Source organism: Egibacteraceae bacterium (genome assembly GCA_040905805.1).
Taxonomy (GTDB): domain Bacteria; phylum Actinomycetota; class Nitriliruptoria; order Euzebyales; family Egibacteraceae; genus DATLGH01.
Genome location: JBBDQS010000146.1, coordinates 44,438 through 64,265, shown reverse-complemented (window position 1 = coordinate 64,265; position 19,828 = coordinate 44,438). Strand labels below are relative to the sequence as shown.

The window sequence follows — 19,828 nt, the reverse complement described above, 5'->3', positions numbered from 1 at the left end:
GAGCTACCTCTTGGTGGCGGGGGGCATTGTCGCCGCATTCGCCGTGCTGTGGATGGCCCCGGCGTACGCCTGCGGGCCGTCCGCGGCCATCGCTGCTTCGGACTATGGGGTCGAGGCTGGCGGCAGCATGCACGTGTTGGGATCCTCGTTCGACGACACGACGCCCGTGACCATCCATTGGGAGACCGTGGACGGGCCCCATCTGGGGACGGGGACGCCGGATGCGTCCGGCCACTTCGTCGTGCCAGTGGTCGTCCCGCCAGATGCCGTCCCCGGCGTCTACACCATCTTCGCCGTCCAGCCGGGCACCGAGGGCGAGGGCTTTGTGCGGACCCTGCAGCTGACGGTCGAGCAGGCCGCGGACGAGGTCGCGCCGGCCTGGCCCGCGGGCGCGGAGCTGAGCACCTCGGACGTCACCGAGACGGGTGTCCAGCTGTCGTGGCCGGCCGCCACCGACGAAGAGGGCGTGACCGGCTACCGGGTGACTCGCGACGGTACCGAGATCGTCGACCAGGCGGGCACGACGCTGACGGTGGACGGGCTCAGCGCCGACACCGCCTATGGCTTCACCGTGTCGGCCTACGACGCGGCCGGCAACGTCTCGGAACCACTCACGGCGAGCATGACCACCGCGGCAACGGTGACCGAACCGGACACCGACACCGACACCGACACCGACACCGACACCGACACCGACACCACGACACCGGACCCCAACCCGGTCACGGCGCAGGCGTGCCCCGACGGGCGGGCGTCGTCGTCAGGGTTCACCGACATCATCGGCAACCTGCACCAGGACGCCATCGAGTGCACCGCCTGGTACGGCATCGCCCAGGGCACCTCGGCCACAACCTACTCACCGAGTCAGGGCGTGCGCCGCGACCAGATGGCCTCGTTCCTGACCCGCACGCTGACCCAGGCCGGCGTGGCCCTGCCCGACGTCACGGCGTCGAACTTCACCGACATCGCCGGCAACCCCCACGCCCAGGCCATCGCCCAGCTCGCCGAGCTCGGCATCGTGCAGGGCACCTCGGCCACGACCTACTCACCGAGTCAGGGCGTGCGCCGCGACCAGATGGCATCGTTCCTGGTGCGCACCCTCGAGCACATCGACGGGCCGCTTGCCATCGGCACGGCACCCTTCACCGACACCGCCGGCAACACCCACGCCGACGCCATCAGCGCGGCCTACACCGCCGGCCTGGCACAAGGGTCGAGCGCCACGACATACGCACCTGGCCAGATCGTGCGTCGCGACCAGATGGCCGCGTTCCTGACCCGCTCGCTCGAGCGCCTCGTGGACAGCGGCCACACCATGCAGGGACCCGCCTCGTAGGGCCCTGCTCCCGCTGACCGACGCGGGGCAGTAGCACGGTGGCACCGGTGTAGCCCTGGCCGCGGATCCCGCGGCCAGGGCTACACGGCTTTCCAGCGCAGGTAGGGGCGGCCGGTTCCCGATCCGCCGCCGAGGAAATCGCCCACCACCCCGTCCCCAGGGCCGGCCCGCGCGGTCGCGGCGTGTCCCACGGCTTCGCTACGCTCGGCGGCGATGGCTGATCCCCTGCTCGACGGGTTGAACCCGGCACAGCGCGACGCGGCCGAGGTCGTGCGCGGCCCGGTGTGCATCCTCGCCGGCGCCGGGTCGGGCAAGACGCGCACGATCACCCACCGCATCGCCAACCAGGTGGCCTCGGGGGTCGCGCGTCCCGACCAGATCCTGGCCGTCACGTTCACCGAACGGGCGGCCACCGAGCTGGCTGAGCGTCTGCGCGGCCTGGGGCTGCCCGCCCCGGTGCGCGCCGCCACCTTCCACGCGGCGGCGTGGGCGCAGCTGCGCTATTTCTGGCCGCGGTTCGGCGCGGGGGCGCCGCTGCCGGAGGTCCTGCCACACAAGGTCCGGCTGCTTGTCCCCACCGCGCGGCGGGCGCGCGTCGAGGCCCGCGACCTCGCCGCCGAGATCGAGTGGGCCAAGGCCCGACGCATCGCCCCCGACGACTTCGCCTCGCGGGCCGCCGACCGCGACGGCCCGTTGCCCGTCGACGACCTGGCGGAGATCTACACCGCCTACGAAGCCGCCAAGACCCGGGGCAACCTCATCGACTACGAGGACATGCTCCTGCTGACGACCCGGCTGATCACCGAGGACGCCGACGTCGCCGCGCAGGTGCGCGGGCGCTACCGCTACCTCACGGTCGATGAGTTCCAGGACGTCAACCCCGCCCAGTGGGCCCTGCTGCACGCCTGGCTCGGCGAGGCCGACGACCTCTGCGTGGTCGGCGACGACGACCAGACCATCTACAGCTTCACCGGCGCCACCTCGGCCTACCTCACGGGATTCCGCGACCACTTCCCGCACGCCCGGCTGGTCACCCTGACCGAGAGCTACCGCTCCACACCCGAGGTCCTGGCCCTGGCCAACGGGTTGCTGCCCCGCAAGCGGGATGGACGGCGTGCGCCGCTCACCACGCGTCTGCCCGCAGGCCCCGCCCCGGTCTTCACCGAGTGCGCGGACGCCGAGGAGGAGGTCGCCGCGGTCGTCACGGCGATCACCCGCCTGCTCGCCGAGGGCACCCCACCCGGGGAGATCGCGATCTGCTACCGCGTGAACAGCCAGTCCGAGACCTTCGAGGCGGCGCTGGCCGACGCCGGGATCCCCCACGTGGTCCGCGGGGAGACGGGGTTCTTCGGACGCCCCGAGATCCGCCAGGCACTCGGGGCGCTCCGCGACGGCGCCGGCCGCGCTCCCCCGCCCGCACCGCCTCCCGCCGGCGGGGCCGCGCCCGCCGCGCCCCCCCGGGCCGACCGAGCGGTCGAACGGGTCCTGCGTGACCGGCTGTCGTTCAACCCTCGCCAGGAGCCGACCGGGGAGGCCGCCCGAGAGCGCTGGCGCAACCTGGTGGCCCTCCTGGAGATCGCCGCGCTGGCCGTGCAGGCCCGGCCCGACGTCACCTACGAGGAGATCGTCAGCGACCTCGACGACCGGGCGGCGCGCGGCCAGGAGACGGCGACACCGGACGGGGCCGTCACCCTGCTGACCATGCACAAGGCCAAGGGCCTGGAGTTCGACGCGGTGTTCCTCGTTGCGCTGGAGGAGGGGATGATGCCGATCTCCCACGCCCGCGACGACGACGTGGCGATCGCCGAGGAGCGCCGTCTGCTGTACGTGGGCGCGACCCGGGCCCGACGCCACCTGTGGCTGTCGTGGGCGCGGTCGCGACCGGGCTACGCGGGCAAGCCGATGACCCGCCGGCCCTCGCGCTTCCTCTACGACCTCGGGCCCGGCGCCCCGAGCAGGGCCGCGCCGCCGGCGAAGCCCGCGCGGGGGGCGCAGGCGGTGGGCCCCCACGACCCCCTCGCCGCCGCGCTCCGCGAGTGGCGACGCCAGCGGGCCCAACGCGACGGCCAGCCCGCCTTCGTCGTGTTCAGCGACCGCACCCTGGATGCGCTGGCGACCCGCCGGCCGGCGACCGCCGAGGAGCTGCTCGGCGTCCACGGGCTCGGCCCCGCCAAGGTCCGCCGCTACGGTGACGAGCTCCTGCGTGTCGTGCGGGAGTCCCCGTGACCGAGCATGCCGCAGCGGTGGCGATCGCGACCGACGTGGTGGCGCTCGCCCTGGGCACCGACGCGGCCGACCCCACCCGGCTGCGGTTCCTGACCACCCGTCGCCAGCGCTCGCCGTTCCCCGGGTCGTGGGCCCTGCCAGGGCAGGTCATCAGCCCCGAGGATGACCTCGAGGCGGCTGCCCGCACCGCGTTGGCCGGCGCGGGCGTGCGCGACGTCGGCCACCTCGAGCAGCTCGCGACGTTCGGGCAGCCCCACCGCGACCCGCGCGGGAGGATCGTGAGCGTCACCTACCTCGCGCTGCTGCCCCGCGCCGACCCGGACGCACCGGCGGGGGGCGGGGGCGATGCCCGCTGGATGCCCGCGCAGGACCCGCCGGCGCTGGCGTTCGACCACGCGAGGATCCTGGCATCGGCCGTCGAGCGGCTCCAGGGAAAGCTCTCCTACTCCACGGTCGCCTACGGTCTGCTCGACGCGGAGTTCACGCTCACCGAGCTGCAGGCGGTCTACGAGGCAGTGCTCGGCCGAGCGATCGACAAGCGCAACTTCCGCAAGAGGGTGCTGGCGCTGGGGATGCTCACCGAGACCGGCAGGCAGCGCCGCGGCCCGCACCGCCCCGCCCAGCTGTACCGCTTCGCCCGACCGGGGCTGGAGCTGCTCGACGGCGTCATCACCGTGTAGGACCCTCCCGGAAAGGCCCCCGTGTCGGACGCGCTCTTCACCGACCTGTACGAGCTGACGATGATGGCCGGCTACCACGCCGACGGCCGCGCCGACCAGCCGGTGACCTTCGACCTGTTCTTCCGCACACGGCCGGCAGGGGTCGACGTGGTCGTGGCGGCGGGTCTCGACCCCGTGCTCGACTACCTGGAGACCCTGGCCTTCAGCGAGGAGGACCTGCGCTTCCTCGACACGCTCGACCTGTTCACCGTGGACTTCCTGGACCGGCTCGCCGCGCTGCGGTTCACCGGGGACGTGTGGGCGGTGCCCGAGGGCCTACCGGTGTTCGGCGACGAGCCGATCCTGCGGGTCACCGCGCCCCTGGCGCAGGCCCAGCTCGTCGAGACGGCCCTGCTCAACCGCATCTGCTACGCGTCCCTGGTGGCGAGCAACGCGGCACAGATCGCCACCGCGGCGCGCGGCAAGGGCGTGCTGGAGTTCGGGGCGCGACGGGCCCACGGTCCCGACGGGGCCATCACCGGGGCGCGTGCGGCGCTGATCGGTGGCGCCACCGCCACGAGCAACGTGGAGGCCGGCCGGCGCTTCGGCGTGCCGTTGTCGGGCACCATGGCGCATTCGTGGGTGATGGCCTACGACCGCGAGCTGGAGGCGTTCCGCGCCTACGCCCGGTCCTTCCCCGACAGCTGCGTCCTGCTCGTCGACACCTACGACACCCTGGCCCAGGGTTTGCCCAACGCGATCACCGTTGCCGGCGAGCTCGCCGCCCGCGGGCATGCGCTCAGCGGGGTGCGCCTGGACTCGGGCGACCTCGCCCTGCTGGCCCGCGAGGCTCGCCGTCTGCTGGACCAGGCGGGCTTTCCCGACGTGCGGATCCTGGCCTCGGGTGACCTCGACGCGCCCCGCATCGCGGCCCTGGAGGAGGAGGGCGCGCCGATCGACGGCTACGGGGTGGGCACCGCCCTGCTCACCGCCCGCCACGACCCGACGTTCGGCGGGGTGTACAAGCTGGCCGACGTCGCCGGTGAGCCGGTCCTCAAGGTCAGTGCCAGCCCGGAGAAGACCACCAGCCCGGGCTGCAAGCAGGTCTGGCGCGCGGAGGCGGGAGACGTCATCGGCCTAGCAGACGAGGACCTGGAAGGCACGCCGCTGCTGGTGCCCGCCATGCGCGACGGGCGCCGCGAACAGGGGCCGGTGCCCATCGCCGCGCTGCGGGATCGCTCCCGTGCCGCGGTCGCCGAAATTCGTCCGAAGGTGGTCGCGGGGACCTGGTCGGTGCGGCGCAGCCCGCGGCTGGAGGTGCTGCGCGAACGCCTGGTCGATCGGCTGGGCGGAGGTGGGCGCTGACCGCACTCATGTGCGCGCAGAATGGACGGGGCCGCCATGCGAAAGGGGCCGCACCGGAATCCGGTGCGGCCCCTTCCCTCAGGAGACCCGACTACTCGGCGGGCTCTTCCTCTTCGTCGACCGGGTCTTCCTCGAGCGGGTCCTCTTCGAGGCCCGCGTCGTCCTCCTCGACCGGGTCGGTGACGCCGTTGTCCTCAGCGGGATCGTCGGTGGTGTCGTCGCAGGCCACGCCCGCGAAGGCCAGCAGGCCGGCGATCATGGCGATCAACAGGTTCTTGCGAAGCTTCATCATGTGTGAGGTCCTCCACGTTGTGCGGATCTCGCGATTTCGCGCGCTTGCACGGACACTGCGCCCGTGTTGGTCCGACGGGCTCTGGGCCCGCACCGCCTATCCTCCTACCCTTATAGGAGGTAGTCAAACCGAAGCGGGTTCCCCCCACGCATTTCCACCGGGCGGCTGGGCTAACCCTGCCGCCCCGGCGCCCGGCCGACGCGTCCCCTCCGCCGGTAGCGCAAGCCGTGGGTGCCTGGCTCGGGTGCCATCCAGCCGGCCACCACGAGTGCCCGCAGGTCCTCCCGGCACGTCGCCCGGGGCACCGCCGCGGCCTCGGCGTAGTCCGCCAGGGTGATGGCGGCGCCAGGTCCAAGTCCGTGCGCCACCGCGGTCGCGCGCACCGGCGGGTCGGGGGCCCCGCCGGGATCGACCGCTTCGGCCGCTGTGACCAGGGCGTCCAGCACCGACTCCGCGGCGCGTTCCAGCCAGAGACCGAGGTCGCCTCGGTGGATGCTCGCCGCCACCTCGCGGTGGTAGGCCAGCGGGTCGGCAGCCGCCAACCGCTCCGCCACCGCGAGGCCTTCGGGGTCCACGCCGCGGGCCCGCAGGACCAGCCGTGACGCGGCGCGTGCCACCCGGCCGTTCGCCGCCTCGAACGGTTGCCACTCCAGGATGCGCCCGTGCACGACCCCCGCCACGACCACGGCCGGCTGGGTCTCGGCAGGCCCGGTGAGCCAGGCGGCGAGCCCGTCGAGGAGGCCATCGAGGCGACCGGGCGGGGCCGCGCGGTACAGGACGCGACCCTGTGCCCCGTCGTGGACGGCTTGCTCGGTGCGCCGTGGTCGTCCCGCCACCGCACCGTCGACCAGGCCCCGGCAGACCAGGGTGTGCAGCTCGGCCAGGACCGCCCGTGGCCGGTCGGCGAGCACGCCGGCGAGGTCGGGCTCGGCGTCGAAGCACGCGAGCAGGTTCGCGTACTCCACCGCCGCCACCTCCTGTGTGGCCAGCGCGTCGACCTTGAGGGTCTGCGCCCAGCCCGCGACCAGCCGGGCAGCGGGCGAGACGCCGTCCGCGGCCCCGTCGACGGGCGCCATCCCGTTGGCCAGGCGCTGGTCCACCTCCGTTGCCGTGGCGTCGGTCAGCGTGCTCGCGTCAAGGCGCGCCGACAGCCGGGCCGACTCCCGGCGGGCCACCGCGGCCTGTGCGCGCCGCGCGGGCGCGGGCACCGCCGCCAGCCGGGCCGCCACGGCGTCGACATCGGCGCTCAGCGCGGCGAGATGGCCCCCGCCGCCGACCCGGTCGGGGGACGGTCCCGCCATCAGCGGCGTCGCACCCGGCGGGGTCGGTCCAGCAGGCGCCGCACGGCCTGCCGGCCGTGGCGACGTCCGAGGGCGTAGCCGCCCAGGCCGGCGACCAGCGTGGCGGTCCCCGCTGTCGCCAGGCGGGTGGCCTGCTTGGCCTGGCGGTTGAACTCGACGACGGGCCATCCACGCCGGTGCGCCATCGACATGAGCGACCGGTCCGGGTTGACCGCGACCGGGTGCGCCACGAGCTGCAGGATCGGCAGGTCGCTGGCCGAGTCGGCGTAGGCGTAGCACTGGGCGAGGTCGTAGCCGCAGTCGGCGACGATCCTGCGCGCCACCTCGGCCTTGCCCTCGCCGTAGCAGAACGGTGCCGCCAGCCGGCCGGTGTACACGCCGTCGACGATCTCGGACTCCGTGCCGAGCCCCCCGGCCACGTCGAGGGCGCGCGCGAGCTCGCCGACGATCTCCACCGGGCTCGCCGAGATGATGTAGACGTCCCGGCCGGCCTCCTCGTGCATGTCCAGCAGTGCCTGGGCCTCCGGGCGGATGCGCGCCACCAGCTCCTCGACGACGACCGGGGCGATGCGTCGGACGGTGTCGGCGTCCCGACCGGCGACCATCGAGAGGATGCGGTCGCGCAGGGCCTCGGACTTCTCGTCGGACGCGCCGAAGAGCTTGAAGGCCACGCTGCGCAGCCCGTCACGCACCAGCCGGGGAAGCGGGTACAGGCCCTCGCGGTAGGACGCCTTGCCCACGTAGTAGGCGCTCGCCCCGGCCATGAGGGTGCGGTCGAGGTCGAAGAAGGCCGCCGCGGTCGCCATTGGTCCTCCAGTCTCGCGTTCGCGGAAGTCTAGGTTGGCCGGACGACTCACGCCGCACGGACACCGGTCGGCCGCTGCTCGGCGGCGACCAGAGCGGGACATGACCCGGCCCGGTCGCACCACCCGCAGGCGGGCCCCGGCAGCAGTTGCAGGGACCGTTCAGGGGGGTCGGCGTGGGTGAGCCAGGCGGCCCGCACGACCTTGGCGGCCACGTCAGCCACCGTGGCGTCGAGCATCGCGTCGTCGACGTCCTGCGCGTCCCAGTCGCCCTCGTCGAGGTAGTAGGTGGCCACCCGGAACGGCGCAACCCCGTACTTGATGGTGGCCAGCAGGGCGTAGAGCGCGACGTCGGCGCGGTGCCGCTGCGGGTGGCGCGCCCCGGTCTTCAGGTCGATGATCAGCAGGCGGCGGCGGTCGAGGGTGGGTCGGCCGATCATGAGGTCCGGGCGGCCGAGCACCACGATGCGCCCGCCGTGCAGACGGGTTCGCAAGGCGGGCTCGGTGCGCGGATGCCAGGCCGATGGCAACGGGGGGAACTGGTCGCGGAACTCCATGACGGTGCGCAGGGCGTCGGCGCGCAGCGCATCCGCCTCGGCCGGTGGCAGGCCGGCCACGTGGCGGGCCGCGCGGTCGTCGGTGGCCAGGCGGCGCCACGCCTGCTCGAGCACCTCCTGCGGCGTCCGCGTCCGTGCGCCCGCCGTGTCGACCTCGATGCCCGTGTGGGCCAGCGTGCCCCGCAGGACCGCCGGCGAGTAGCTGAACGGGTGCGCCTGCTGGTCCAGGTAGCGTCCGTCGCACCCGAGCGCGTCCAACCGTCCCTTGCTCAGGTACAGCCCCCGATCGCCCGCCGGCACCAACGCTGCCGCCTCCTCGGTCCGCTCCAGCAGCTGCGCACGACAGCGGTCAGCAACCGTGCGGTCCCCCGGCGGGCGCGGCCGCGTGACGGCCAGGAGCTCGTCGAGCACGCGTTGCTGGACGGGGTTCAGCGGCTCGGCTTCGTGGTGTCCACCCATTGACGGCACCATACGTGGCGCCTGTGACACCCGGCCCCGACCCACCTCACGCGGGCCGTGCGTCCCACCAGTGGATGGCCGTGCGGACGAAGGTGTGGACGGTCTCGACCGGTGCGTCCGTGGTGTGGAAGAGCCTGAACAGCTCGTCGGCCCGCCCCCCCGCGACCAGCACCTCCAGCGCCGCGCTGGCCGTGGCGGCGTAGTCGACCACCGAATGGCCTCGTGCGATCAGCCCCAGCGGGTCCGTCGCGGACAGCAGCACGATCAGGTTGTCACGGGCACGGACGGTCTCGGCTGCGGGCAGCGCCGCGCTGGGCGCCCTGGACATGGTGGCGTGAAGGCTCATGCTTTCCCTTCGGCAGGACGCTCCTCGACCCTGAGCCGCGATCTTCCTGCACCCCTGACCCGCCCGCGCGGCATGGCGGCCTGTGGCCGCGCGGGCCGGGGGGCCGGGCTGGGCCAGCGCGGCGGAGGTCGGGCACGGTCAGTCGGCGTCCGGGGGGTCGTCCCGTTCGATGCTGACCACATCGACGTCGACCACCCCGTCGTCGGTGGGGGTCCGCGTCGGGCCGGGGGGGTCCCCGCGCCGGTGCGACAGCCCGAAGGCCCCGCGCACGCGCCCACGGATGCCGCGGTTCAGCAGGGCGCGTGAGGGTGGCAGCACCAGGAGCAAGCCGACACCGTCGGTCAGGAACCCGGGCGTGAGCATGAGCGCGCCCCCGAGCAGGACCAGCGCGCCGTCGACGACCTCCTCGGCGGGCATCCGGCTCTGCGCCAGGGCCTCCCGGACGCGCTGCCAGGCCCGCAGGCCCTCGGCCTTGACCAGCGCCGCACCGATCAGGGACATCGCGATCAACGCGACGAGGGTCCACCCGACACCGACCAGCTGGCCGACCTGGATGATGACCGCCAGCTCGATGATCGGGATGACGATGAACAGGACGAAGAGGATGGGGCCCATCCGCTCAGACCCGCCCCGCGCCGAGGCACTGCGTGACCCGGCCGACGCTCACGACGCCTTGCTCTTCTTGCTGCGGCTCTTCGACGCCTCGACCGACTGCTTCAGCGCGTCCATCAGGTCGACGACGGCGGTGGGCTCTTCGGACTCCTCCGACACGACGACCTCCTCGCCCTCGACCTTGGCCTGCACCGCCTCCTCGACCTTGGCCCGGTACTCGTCGGTGTAGACGCTGGGATCGAAGTCCTCGGTCAGGTTCTCGATCAGGCTCTGCGCCATCTGCACCTCTTGCTTGCGCGGCTCGGGCAGCTCCTCGACGCCGACGTCGGACAGCGAGAGCTCACGGATCTCGTCGGGCCAGTACATGGTCTCCAGCACGAACAGCTCCCCGCGCAGGCGCAGCGTCGCCAGGTGCTCCTTGTCGCGCAGGGTGATCTTGCAGACCGCCACGGTGTCCTGGTCGGCCATCGCCTTGGCGAGCAGGCCGTAGGCCTTCGCCCCGGCGGGGTCCGGCGCCAGGTAGTAGGAGCGCTGGAAGTACAGGGGGTCGATCTGCTCCCGCGGCACGAACTGCATGATGTCCACGGTGCGGCTCGACGGCGGCTTCAAGACGTCGAGCTCCTCTTTGGAGAAGACGACGTAACGGTCGCGCTCGTACTCGTAGCCCTTGACGATGTCGTCGTACTCGACTTCCTCGCCGTCGGCCTTCGCAACCCGCTGATAGCCGATGCGACTGTGGTCGCCGGCCCGCAGCTGGTTGAACGACGGCGACTTGTCGTCGGTGGCGGCGTACAGCCCCACCGGCACCGTCACCAAGCCGAACGACAACGAGCCCTTCCACAGTGTCCGCGGCATGGGTGCGCCCTCCTCCGCGCCCGGCACGGGGAAGGGGCCGGCGCGCTGCGTCCATCATCTACCCCTCCCGCGCCGCGCGCATCCCCCAACGCGCCGGGGTGGCGGTACCGTCCTTTCGTGACCAGCGACGTGCCCACGACCATCGCGTTTCCGAGCCCCCTGCCGGCACGGCGCGAGGGTCGCGCGTGGATCCTGGAATCCGGCGGCGTCGACCAGAAGGTCACGAATCTCGACAAGCCCTTCTGGGAGCCCGAGGGCTACACCAAGGCCGACCTGCTCGCCTACTACTGGAACGTCGCCGAGTGGATCCTGCCCTACCTGGCCGACCGGCCGCTGACCTTGAAGCGCATGCCCGACGGCGCCGATGGCGCCTTCTTCTACGCCAAGCAGGCTCCGCCGCACACGCCCGGCTTCGTGTCCACCGCCCCCGTGACCTCGCGCGACAGCGGCAAGACCATCGACTACCTCCTGGCGCGCGACGCCCCGAGCCTGCTGTGGCTGGCCAACCTCGGGTGCATCGAGCTGCACCCCTGGCACGCCCGCGTCGACCGCATCGACCGGCCCGACTACGCCTTCTTCGACCTCGACCCGATGAGCGTGGGGTTCGCCGAGGTCCGGGAGGTGGCGCTGCTCGTGCGCACCGCCCTCGACCGGTTGGGCCTGCGTGGCTACCCCCGCACGTCGGGGGCCACCGGGATGCAGGTCTACGTGCCCATCGACCGGGTGCACTCGGCCGGCGCCGTGCGCGAGTGGGTCGGGCGGGTGTGCCGGCTGATCAACCGGGCGGACCCCGAGCGCACCACCATGGAGTGGGAGATCGCCAAGCGCACGGGCAAGGTCTTCCTCGACCACAACATGAACACCGAGGGCAAGAACATCGCCGCGACGTGGTCGCTGCGCCCCGAACGCGGTGCGCCGGTCGCCACGCCGCTGGAGTGGGCCGAGGTCGCCGGCGACGTCGAGCCCACGGACTTCACGATCGCCACGGTCTGGCGCCGCCTCGACGAGGTCGGCGACCTGGCCGTTCCCATCCTGGCGGGCGGCCAGGACCTGCGGAGCGCGATGGCTGCGGTGGGCATGGATCCCGACGCCGCCGACGGGGAGGGATCCCACGTGGTGGCCCGGCGCCCGGACCTGTCCGCGTACACCGCCAAGCGCGACTTCACGCGCACCCCCGAACCGCCCGCCGACGAGGCCGACGCCGACCAGGTCCGCGACAGCGACACAGCCCAGGTCGGCCACGACCGCGCCGACGACGACCGCCCGCGGTTCGTCATCCAGCACCACCTGGCGACCCGCCTGCACCATGACCTGCGCCTGGAACGGCACGGCTCCGCCCCCAGCTGGGCGGTCCCCAAGGGGCTTCCCGACGTCCCGGGGGTCCGCCACCTGGCGGTCCAGACCGAGGACCACCCGCTGTCCTACATGACCTTCTCGGGTGAGATCCCCGAGGGCGAGTACGGGGGCGGGCAGGTGCGCATCTGGGACGAGGGCCCCTACGAGCTGGTGGAGTGGCACGACGACAAGGTGACCGTCCGCCTCCACGGCCGGCGCCACACCGGCGAGTACCACCTGTTCCGCACGGGTGGCGGGCATGGCGCGAGCCATGGCAGAGGGCATGGCGCGAGCCATGGTGGTGCCGACGATTCGTCGCAGTGGATGGTCGTGCGCGCGGACGAGCCCACGGACCTGCCCGCCCCGCCACCGTCCTTCACCCCGATGCTGGCGGTCGACGGCGGATCGGCGGGCTTCGACGACCCCGCATGGCTGTTCGAGATCAAGTGGGACGGCGTGCGGGCCGTGGCCACCACGGTGCGCCCCGGGACCGGCGAGGCGGCCTCCACCCGTTTGGTCAGCAGGGCGGGCAACGACATCACCGCCGGCTACCCGGAGCTGGCGGGTCTGTGGGAACGCGTGCTGGCCCGCAACGCGGTGCTGGACGGGGAGATCGTGGCGTTCGGTCCCGACGGCGCCCCCTCGTTCCAGCGGCTGCAGCGGCGCATGCACATGCGGGACGCCGCCGGGGTGAAACGGGCGCGCACCCGCATCCCGGTGGCCTACATGGTCTTCGACCTGCTGGCCGTCGATGGCCGGGGAGTCGTGGACCGACCGCTGACCGAACGCCTCGGGCTGCTCGACGAGCTCCTCGTCCCGGGCAGCGCGATCCAGCGCAGCCAGGCGGTCGCCGAGTCGGGTACGGCGCTGTTCGGGGCAGCCCGCGACCGCGGCCTGGAGGGCTTGATCGCCAAGCGGGCCGACTCGACCTACCAGCCGGGACGGCGCAGCCGCGACTGGCGCAAGCTCAAGGTGCGCCGGTCCGCCTGCTGCGTCATCGGCGGGTGGATGGGTGGCCGGGGGGGGCGCGCCGGGCGCCTCGGTGCCCTGCTGCTCGGGCTGCACGACGAGGGCCGGCTGCGCTACGTGGGCCGGGTCGGCTCGGGCTTCGACGAGGGCGAGCTCGACCGGCTGGGCGCCCTGCTCGCCGAGCGCGCCACCGACGACCCGCCGTTCGCTGCGCGCGACCCGCGGCCGCCCGCGACGGCGCGGTTCGTGCGTCCCGACCTGGTCTGTCGCGTCGAGTTCGGCGAGGTCACCGACGAGGGGCTCCTGCGGGCGCCGTCCTACAAGGGCCTGGTGGCGGGGGCGGACCCCCGCGAGTGCGTCTGCGACGACCTCGGGGTATAGGCGGCTCGCGGCGATCGCGTTACCCTGACCCTATGTCCGCCTCCGCCCCCACCATCGCGCCGCAGCGCACCGACGACCCCGTCGGGGAGGAGACCACCGACCGGGACCGGCCGTGGAACGTGATCGTCTGGAACGACCCGGTGACGCTCATGTCCTACGTGGTGTACGTCCTGCGCAAGCTCTTCGGCCACGACGAGCCCACCGCCACCAAGCTCATGCTCCAGGTGCACAAGGAGGGCAAGGCGATCGTCGCGAGCGGGCCGCGGGAACGGTCCGAGGGCGACGTCGCCCGGCTGCACGCCCACGGCCTCCAGGCCACCTTGGCCCGGGACTGACCGTGTCGCGACCGGCAGCCTGAGCACATGGGAGCAGTGCACGGCGTCGCCCGGCTGCCCGACGGCGGGGTCCGGGTACGCCTGACCGCCAAGGAGCGCTCGCTCCTGCAGTCGCTGCCCGGCCAGCTGCGGCCGCTGCTGGCCGGGGACGCGGGCGACGTCGGGATCCGCCGGCGGCTGTTCCCGCATGGCTACGACGACGCGCAGCAGGAAGCCGAGTACCGCGACCTCGTGGGCGAGAGCCTGGTGGAGGAACGGCTCGAGCGCCTCGAGGCGTTCGCCGCCACGCTCGACGGCGGGCAGGGCGGACGCTGGTCGTGGACGGTCGAGCTGTCCCCCGACGACGCCCACGCGTGGCTGTCCGCGCTGAACGATGCGCGGCTGACCCTCGGCGTGCTGCTCGGCATCACCGACGAGTCGCAGTGGGAGCGCGGACCTGAGCAGGACAACCCCTCCGCCGTGGCCCTGTACTACCTGGGCTGGCTGCAGGAGCAGCTGCTCGGCGCGCTCATGCAGAGCCTCGACGACGAGTCCTCCGGCTGATTGTTACTCTGCGGTAACATCGGGTCCGGCCCCGCACGACCCGGTGGTCCATCCGGCGGAGGAAGGAACGGCAGCGTTGGGACGGCGTACACGTCTGAGCGCACCCGACCGGCGTGCCCAGCTGCTGGACGTCGCCGGCGGCCTGTTCGCCGAGCATGGGTTCCACGGGCTGTCCATGGAGCAGCTCGCGGAGGCCGCGGGCGTGAGCAAGCCGGTGCTCTACCAGCACTTCCCGTCCAAGCGCGACCTGTACCTGGCGCTGGTCGGCGATGCCGTCGACGAGATGGAGGAGCAGGTCCGCAAGGCCCTGCACGGCACGACCGACAACCGCGCCCGCGTCGAGGGCGCCATCGCCGCCTACTTCGACTTCGTCGAGGACCAGCGTTTCGGGCTGCTCTTTCGCACCGCCGACCTCACCGACCCCGACGTCCGCGTCGCGGTGGAGGACGCCATGTCCCGGGTGTCCGGGGCCGTCGGCGTCCTGGTGGCCGAGGATGCCGGGCTCGACCCGGAGTCGGCCGGCTTCCTGGCCACGGCCCTGCGGGGCCTGGCCACCGAGGGGGCCCGGTGGTGGCTCGACCACTCCACCGTGGACAAGGATGAGGCCGTGACCCTGCTGGCCCGTCTCGCCTGGCGGGGCCTCGGATCGTTCGACCCCGACGACGAGTAGGCGCGGCGCGCGTCAGGCCGCAGGCTGGACGCCGAGGGCCCGCCGCAGGACCCCGACCGGCGGGACGCCCTGGGCGAGGACGTCGGCGTGGAAGGCGCGCGGGTGGAAGGCCGATCCTCTGGCGGCGGCCACGTCGGTGCGCAGGTCGGCGAACTCCTCACCGCCGACGAAGTAGGAGGACAGCTGACCGGCGGTCACCTTGGCGCGCACCAGCTTGCCCTCGGCCTCGGACCGCTCCTGGTAGACCCGGTCGGTCAGCAACGCCATCGCGGTGTCATCGTCCCAGCCGTGGACGTGCAGGCCCTGGTCGAGCAGCGCGTTGGCGACGGCGCGCATGTCCATCTTGACGTTGGTGAGCGCGAGCCCCGGGCCGCCGAAGCCCGCACGCACCACCTCCCGCTCGGCGTAGACCGCCCAGCCCTCCGCACACGCGGAGTTCCAGAGCGTGCGCCGCAGCCGGCGCGGGTGGCGCTGCGCCGCCGCGAAGTGCACGTAGTGGCCGGGGTAGGCCTCGTGGAGGCCGACTGAGGCGAGGCCGTGGTGGTTGTACTCGCGCAGGAACGACGTCGCCCGCTCGTCGTCCCAGTCGGCCGGCACCGGCGAGAGGTAGTAGGTGTGCGGCGCCTCGGGTTCCAGCGGTGGCGCCGGCATGAAGTACGCCATGGCCACCCCCTGCTGGAACGCGGGCACCTCCTCGACGCGCAGGACGTCGGGCTCGGGCAGGTCGAACAGGTCGCTCGACCGCAGGAACCCGACGATGTCGTCCAGCCCAGCAGCGGCGTCGGCCACCAGACGCTCGCGGGGCGAGCGGTCGGCGGCCAGCCGGTCCAGGGCGGTCCACACCAGCGCCCGCGGGTCGCCGGTGGGGGCCGGCCCGTCGCCGGTGGGGGGCGGCCCGCCGCCGCTGAGCACCGCACGCGCCAGCTGCTCCGCCTCGGCTTGGAGCTCGTCGAGGCGCACCCACCCCCGCTGCCACAGCTCCTCGGCCGGAAGCCGCGAGCCGAGCACGAGGCGCAGCGCCTCGGACCACGTGCCTTCGCCCAGTGGCCAGTCGGGCACGACCGCACCCTCCCCGGTGCCGAGCCACAGGGCGAACGCCTCGCATGCCTGCGCCGCGGCCTGCCCGGCGAGGGCAGCCTGCGGGGCGAACGCGGGCACCACATCGCGGAACAGCGTCGCGGCGCCCGGGGCGCGCAGCAGCGTCACCTGGCGTCGGGGGGCGGTCACCCCGGTCAGGTTCGCCCGGGCCTGGTCGAGCAGGCGCGGCACGGCGGCGACCCGGCGGGCCGCGGCCGCACGGCGGGGCCCCACCGGAAGGTCGTCGCGGCGCAGCAGGTCGTACACGCCGTCGGTGGCGATGCCGAGGTAGAAGGTCGGGTCGGTCTCCGGCAGCCGCAGGACATCCAGCTCCAGGCGCATGCCGGCGAGCGTGTCGTCCAGCAGCATCCGGTCGCCGTCGAGCTCGACGTCGTCCGGCACGCCCGGCTCGAGGTGGACGTCAGCCAGGCGCCGCTGCAGCCCGGACAGCTCCCGGAGGCGCTCGTCGACCGCCCCCGGGCCCCAATCGTCCAGCTCGTCGTCCCGCGCGTGGTCGCCCAGGCGGGTCGCCGTGGTCGGGCTGTGGTCGCGTATGTGGCGCAGATAGCGGGCGAAGACGTCGTCGATGACCTGTCGGGGGCGCAGCGGTCACTCCGGTCACTCGGGGGCAGAGGCCTGGGGGAGCCTGGTAGTCTGGAAGACGGATGCTAGAAGACCTCCGGTCCCGAACGCGGACCCGACCATCCCCCCGGATTCGAGTTGACAACCATTGAGTGATACCAAGACCTTCGCCGATTTCGGTGTGGACCCGGCGATCTGCGACGCCCTCGCCGACGCCGACATACACCACCCCTTCCCCATCCAGGAGCTGACCCTGCCGCTCGGCCTCATGGGCGCCGACGTGATCGGCCAGGCGCGCACCGGCACGGGCAAGACCCTGGCGTTCGGGATCCCGCTGCTGCAGCGCGTCACCGACGACAAGCGCACCCAGGCGCTCGTGATCGTGCCGACCCGCGAGCTGTGCGTGCAGGTCCGCGACGACCTCGACCGGGCCAGCGCCCGGCTCGGCACCCGCGTGGTGCCGGTGTACGGCGGCAAGGCGATCGAGACCCAGGCCGAGGCGCTGCGCGCGGGCGCCCCCGTGGTGGTCGGCACCCCCGGTCGCCTCCTGGACCTGCTGCGCCGGGGCATCCTGGACCTGTCGGGGGTCAACGCCCTGGTGCTGGACGAGGCGGACGAGATGCTGGACCTCGGGTTCCTGCCCGATGTCGTCGCGCTCCTCGACGCGTGTGCCACCGACCGCCAGACCCAGCTGTTCAGCGCGACCATGCCCTCGGCGGTCGTCGCCCTCGCGCGCCGGTACATGCGCAAGCCCACGTTCCTGCGCGCCGAGGTCGAGGAGGCGCGCATCGCCCCCGAGACCGAGCAGCACTTCTTCTCCTGCCACCGTATGGACAAGCCCGCCGTGCTGGCCCGGATCCTGCAGACGCCGGGCCGTGGGCTGTGCGTGGTTTTCACCCGCACCAAGCGCATGGCCGACGTGCTCGCCGCCGAGCTCCAGGACCGGGGGATCGTGGCCGCGCCGATCCACTCCGACCTGCGACAGGAGGCGCGCGAGCGTGCCCTGTCGAAGTTCCGCAAGGGCACCATCGACGTGCTGGTGGCCACCGAGGTCGCGGCACGTGGGCTCGACATCTCCGATGTCACCCACGTGGTGAACTACGACTGCCCCGACGACGAGAAGATGTACCTGCACCGCATCGGGCGCACGGGGCGGGCCGGCGGCAGCGGCGTGGCGATCACCCTCGCGGTGTGGAACGAGCTCGCCCGTCTGGAGATGATCAAGAAGGCCCTCGACGTCGACTCGCCCATCCACGAGGTCTTCTCCACCTCGCCGATCCTCGACGAGCTGTTCGACCTGCCGGCGCGGGCGCCCCGCTCCGCCCCGCTCGTGCCGTCGAAGCCCACGCGCAAGCGCGGTGAGAAGTCGTCGTCACGAGGCGGCAAGGCACGCGGGGACGCAACGGATGCCAAGCGCGCCAAGGCCGGTGCCAGCGGGCGTCCGGACACCGACCGCACCGCCGAGGCCAAGCCCCGCGACGGCGCACCGAAGCACACCCAGCCCGCAGCCGAGCATCAGGACGAGGGCGAGGAGACGGTGGCCCGGGTGCGCACGCGCCGGCGGAGTTCCCGTGGCGGTGCGCCCGAGGGCTCGGACACGGCCACAGCGCCCGCGCCGCGCACCCGGCGGAAGTCCGCCGCCGGTACCGGCGCCCGCGAGGCGGACGCCCGCGAGCCCGCACCCCGCGACGCCGACACCCGCGACGCCGACACCCGCGACGCCGCACCCCGCGACGCCGACACCCGCGACGCCGCACCCCGCGCGGCCCGTCCCGCCGACGCCGGGGGAGCGCCCGCCGGCGCGGGTGCGGGCACGCGCCGGCGCACCCGCACCCGCACGCGGGTCGCCCCCAGCGCATCCGGGGACCGCACGCCCGTGCGCGATTCGGCCACGAGCAACGGGGACCGGGCCGACCAGGAGCGTCCAGCCCGGTCACAGGAGCGCACCCGCCGCGGCCGGTCCGGCGGCTCGAAGGGCTCGCCCAAGGGCGACGGCCGAGCGCCGTCAGGCACCAGCTCCGACGATCCACCGGCCCGGGTGCGCCCGGAGCCGTCGTCCCCGGGCGAGCACAGCGATCCCGGCGACGGCGGGCAGCGCGGCCGCCGGGCCCGGCCGCGCAAGGCCCGCTCCGAGCCGCGCACCCGACCGGACCGCGACACCGTCGAGCGCACCCGGGGCACCGGCAAGCCCGCGCTCAACCGCCCGATGGCGGTCACGCACCTGCCCTGAGCGTCGTCGCGGGCCCCGGCCCCTGAGGCCCGGTCAGTCGCGCTGGAGCAGCGCGAGGAGCCGCAGCATCTCGATGTAGAGCCAGATGAGCGTGGTGGTCAGCGCGAACGCGCCGTACCACTCCATGCGCTTCTCCGCGGTGCCGGCCATCTGCTCGACGAGGTCGAAGTCGAGCACCAGCATCAGGGACGCCACGACGATGAACGCCACGCTCAGCACGATCGGCAGGATCCCCCCGCCCCAGATCAGGGGCATCGTCGACGAGCCGAACGCGCTCATCCCGATGTTGACCAGGTAGAACACCATGATGCCGAGGGTGGCGGTGATGACGATCTTGCGCAGGCGCGGGGTGGCGCGGATGAGGCCGGTGCGGTAGGCCACCAGCATGGAGCCGCTGACGGCCATCGTCGCCAGCGCAGCCTGCACGGGCAGCACCGTGAGGCCGCCGTCGACCCACCCCTGCAGGAACAGGGTGAGCACGCCGATGAACCCCCCGGCGATGACCGCGTAGATCGGGCCGGTGATGGGGGCCAGCTTCGGTTTGAAGCCGGTCAGGACGCCGACCGCCAGCAAGGGGAAGAAGAACATGCCGGCGAACGGCACCGCCACGGGTTCGCCGCCTGCCCAGAACCACACGGCGACCGTGGTCGCCGCCGTCAGCCCCAGCAGGAACAGGGTCTTGTAGACCGTGCCCTCGATGGTCATCCGGTCGCCGGTGAGCCGGCCCGCCATGGCCTCGAACTCGGCGTCGGCCTGCCGCTGGTCCATCATGGGCGGGTGGCCGCCTTGCCGCGCCATCCGGCGCAACGTGGGGTTACGGCTCTGCATCGCGCGCTCCTGTCATGACCGGTCCGCCGATGCCCGAAGATCCGGCGGCTCTCCAGCGAGTATGGCA

At 73.3% G+C, this 19,828-nt stretch carries 18 protein-coding genes; 9 read left to right on the top strand and 9 right to left on the bottom strand.

The genetic code is table 11. The features are described 5' to 3' along the window. The first annotated feature begins 127 nt into the window (after positions 1-127). From WD250_16230 to WD250_16215, 4 genes are all read left to right on the top strand, one after another. Positions 128-1,336, top strand: a complete 1,209-nt coding sequence (locus WD250_16230) for an S-layer homology domain-containing protein (GenBank protein MEX2621765.1) — start codon at positions 128-130, stop codon at positions 1,334-1,336. Between the two features lie 213 nt (positions 1,337-1,549). Continuing rightward, positions 1,550-3,562 carry an ATP-dependent DNA helicase UvrD2 gene (locus WD250_16225; GenBank protein MEX2621764.1) on the top strand — a complete coding sequence of 671 codons (2,013 nt, stop codon included), beginning with the start codon at positions 1,550-1,552 and terminating at the stop codon, positions 3,560-3,562. Then, entirely contained in the window at positions 3,559-4,242 is a 684-nt protein-coding gene (locus WD250_16220) for an NUDIX domain-containing protein (GenBank protein MEX2621763.1), read from the top strand. The genes WD250_16225 and WD250_16220 overlap by 4 nt, the downstream gene beginning before the upstream one ends. Before the next feature lie 21 nt (positions 4,243-4,263). Next, positions 4,264-5,586, top strand: coding sequence for a nicotinate phosphoribosyltransferase (locus WD250_16215; GenBank protein MEX2621762.1), 1,323 nt, complete (start codon positions 4,264-4,266; stop codon positions 5,584-5,586). A gap of 91 nt (positions 5,587-5,677) precedes the next feature. Here WD250_16215 and WD250_16210 read toward each other — a convergent pair whose 3' ends face one another. The 7 genes from WD250_16210 to WD250_16180 all read right to left on the bottom strand — a co-directional run bounded on the left by WD250_16210 (position 5,678) and on the right by WD250_16180 (position 10,811). Continuing rightward, positions 5,678-5,878 carry a hypothetical protein gene (locus WD250_16210; protein ID MEX2621761.1) on the bottom strand — a complete coding sequence of 67 codons (201 nt, stop codon included), beginning with the start codon at positions 5,876-5,878 and terminating at the stop codon, positions 5,678-5,680. A 170-nt stretch (positions 5,879-6,048) separates the two neighbouring features. After that, positions 6,049-7,179: a Fic family protein gene (locus WD250_16205; protein MEX2621760.1), complete on the bottom strand. Its 1,131-nt coding sequence runs from the start codon at positions 7,177-7,179 to the stop codon at positions 6,049-6,051. Beyond that, a complete protein-coding gene (locus WD250_16200; protein ID MEX2621759.1) occupies positions 7,179-7,985 on the bottom strand; it encodes an HAD-IB family hydrolase in 807 nt (268 codons plus the stop codon). Before WD250_16200 ends, WD250_16205 begins: the two co-directional genes overlap by 1 nt. 47 nt (positions 7,986-8,032) lie before the next feature. Beyond that, the gene (locus tag WD250_16195; protein ID MEX2621758.1) at positions 8,033-8,998 is read right to left on the bottom strand and encodes a PD-(D/E)XK nuclease family protein; all 966 of its coding nucleotides are present in this window, start codon (positions 8,996-8,998) and stop codon (positions 8,033-8,035) included. 46 nt (positions 8,999-9,044) lie between these two features. Beyond that, positions 9,045-9,344 (bottom strand): hypothetical protein, encoded by a 300-nt coding sequence (locus WD250_16190; protein ID MEX2621757.1) that lies wholly within the window; start codon positions 9,342-9,344, stop codon positions 9,045-9,047. A 138-nt stretch (positions 9,345-9,482) separates the two neighbouring features. Next, positions 9,483-9,959 carry an FxsA family protein gene (locus WD250_16185; protein MEX2621756.1) on the bottom strand — a complete coding sequence of 159 codons (477 nt, stop codon included), beginning with the start codon at positions 9,957-9,959 and terminating at the stop codon, positions 9,483-9,485. A gap of 48 nt (positions 9,960-10,007) precedes the next feature. Then, positions 10,008-10,811, bottom strand: coding sequence for a Ku protein (locus WD250_16180; protein ID MEX2621755.1), 804 nt, complete (start codon positions 10,809-10,811; stop codon positions 10,008-10,010). 117 nt (positions 10,812-10,928) lie between these two features. On the opposite strand from WD250_16180, the gene ligD reads away from it, so the two are divergent. The 4 genes from ligD to WD250_16160 all read left to right on the top strand — a co-directional run bounded on the left by ligD (position 10,929) and on the right by WD250_16160 (position 15,044). Beyond that, the gene (ligD, locus tag WD250_16175) at positions 10,929-13,496 is read left to right on the top strand and encodes a non-homologous end-joining DNA ligase (GenBank protein ID MEX2621754.1); all 2,568 of its coding nucleotides are present in this window, start codon (positions 10,929-10,931) and stop codon (positions 13,494-13,496) included. Between the two features lie 32 nt (positions 13,497-13,528). Next, positions 13,529-13,831, top strand: a complete 303-nt coding sequence (clpS, locus tag WD250_16170) for an ATP-dependent Clp protease adapter ClpS (GenBank protein ID MEX2621753.1) — start codon at positions 13,529-13,531, stop codon at positions 13,829-13,831. 27 nt (positions 13,832-13,858) lie between these two features. Next, entirely contained in the window at positions 13,859-14,374 is a 516-nt protein-coding gene (locus tag WD250_16165; protein MEX2621752.1) for a DUF2017 family protein, read from the top strand. A gap of 76 nt (positions 14,375-14,450) precedes the next feature. Then, complete coding sequence (locus WD250_16160) at positions 14,451-15,044, top strand: TetR/AcrR family transcriptional regulator (GenBank protein ID MEX2621751.1); 594 nt, start codon at positions 14,451-14,453, stop codon at positions 15,042-15,044. Positions 15,045-15,056: 12 nt separating this feature from the next. On the opposite strand, the gene WD250_16155 is transcribed toward WD250_16160, so the two are convergent. Then, the gene (locus tag WD250_16155; protein MEX2621750.1) at positions 15,057-16,676 is read right to left on the bottom strand and encodes a DUF885 domain-containing protein; all 1,620 of its coding nucleotides are present in this window, start codon (positions 16,674-16,676) and stop codon (positions 15,057-15,059) included. A 175-nt stretch (positions 16,677-16,851) separates the two neighbouring features. Here WD250_16155 and WD250_16150 point away from each other — a divergent pair, with 175 nt between their 5' ends. Next, positions 16,852-18,933, top strand: coding sequence for a DEAD/DEAH box helicase (locus tag WD250_16150; GenBank protein ID MEX2621749.1), 2,082 nt, complete (start codon positions 16,852-16,854; stop codon positions 18,931-18,933). 33 nt (positions 18,934-18,966) lie between these two features. On the opposite strand, the gene WD250_16145 is transcribed toward WD250_16150, so the two are convergent. Then, positions 18,967-19,761, bottom strand: a complete 795-nt coding sequence (locus WD250_16145) for a Bax inhibitor-1/YccA family protein (GenBank protein ID MEX2621748.1) — start codon at positions 19,759-19,761, stop codon at positions 18,967-18,969. Between the last annotated feature and the right edge of the window lie 67 nt (positions 19,762-19,828).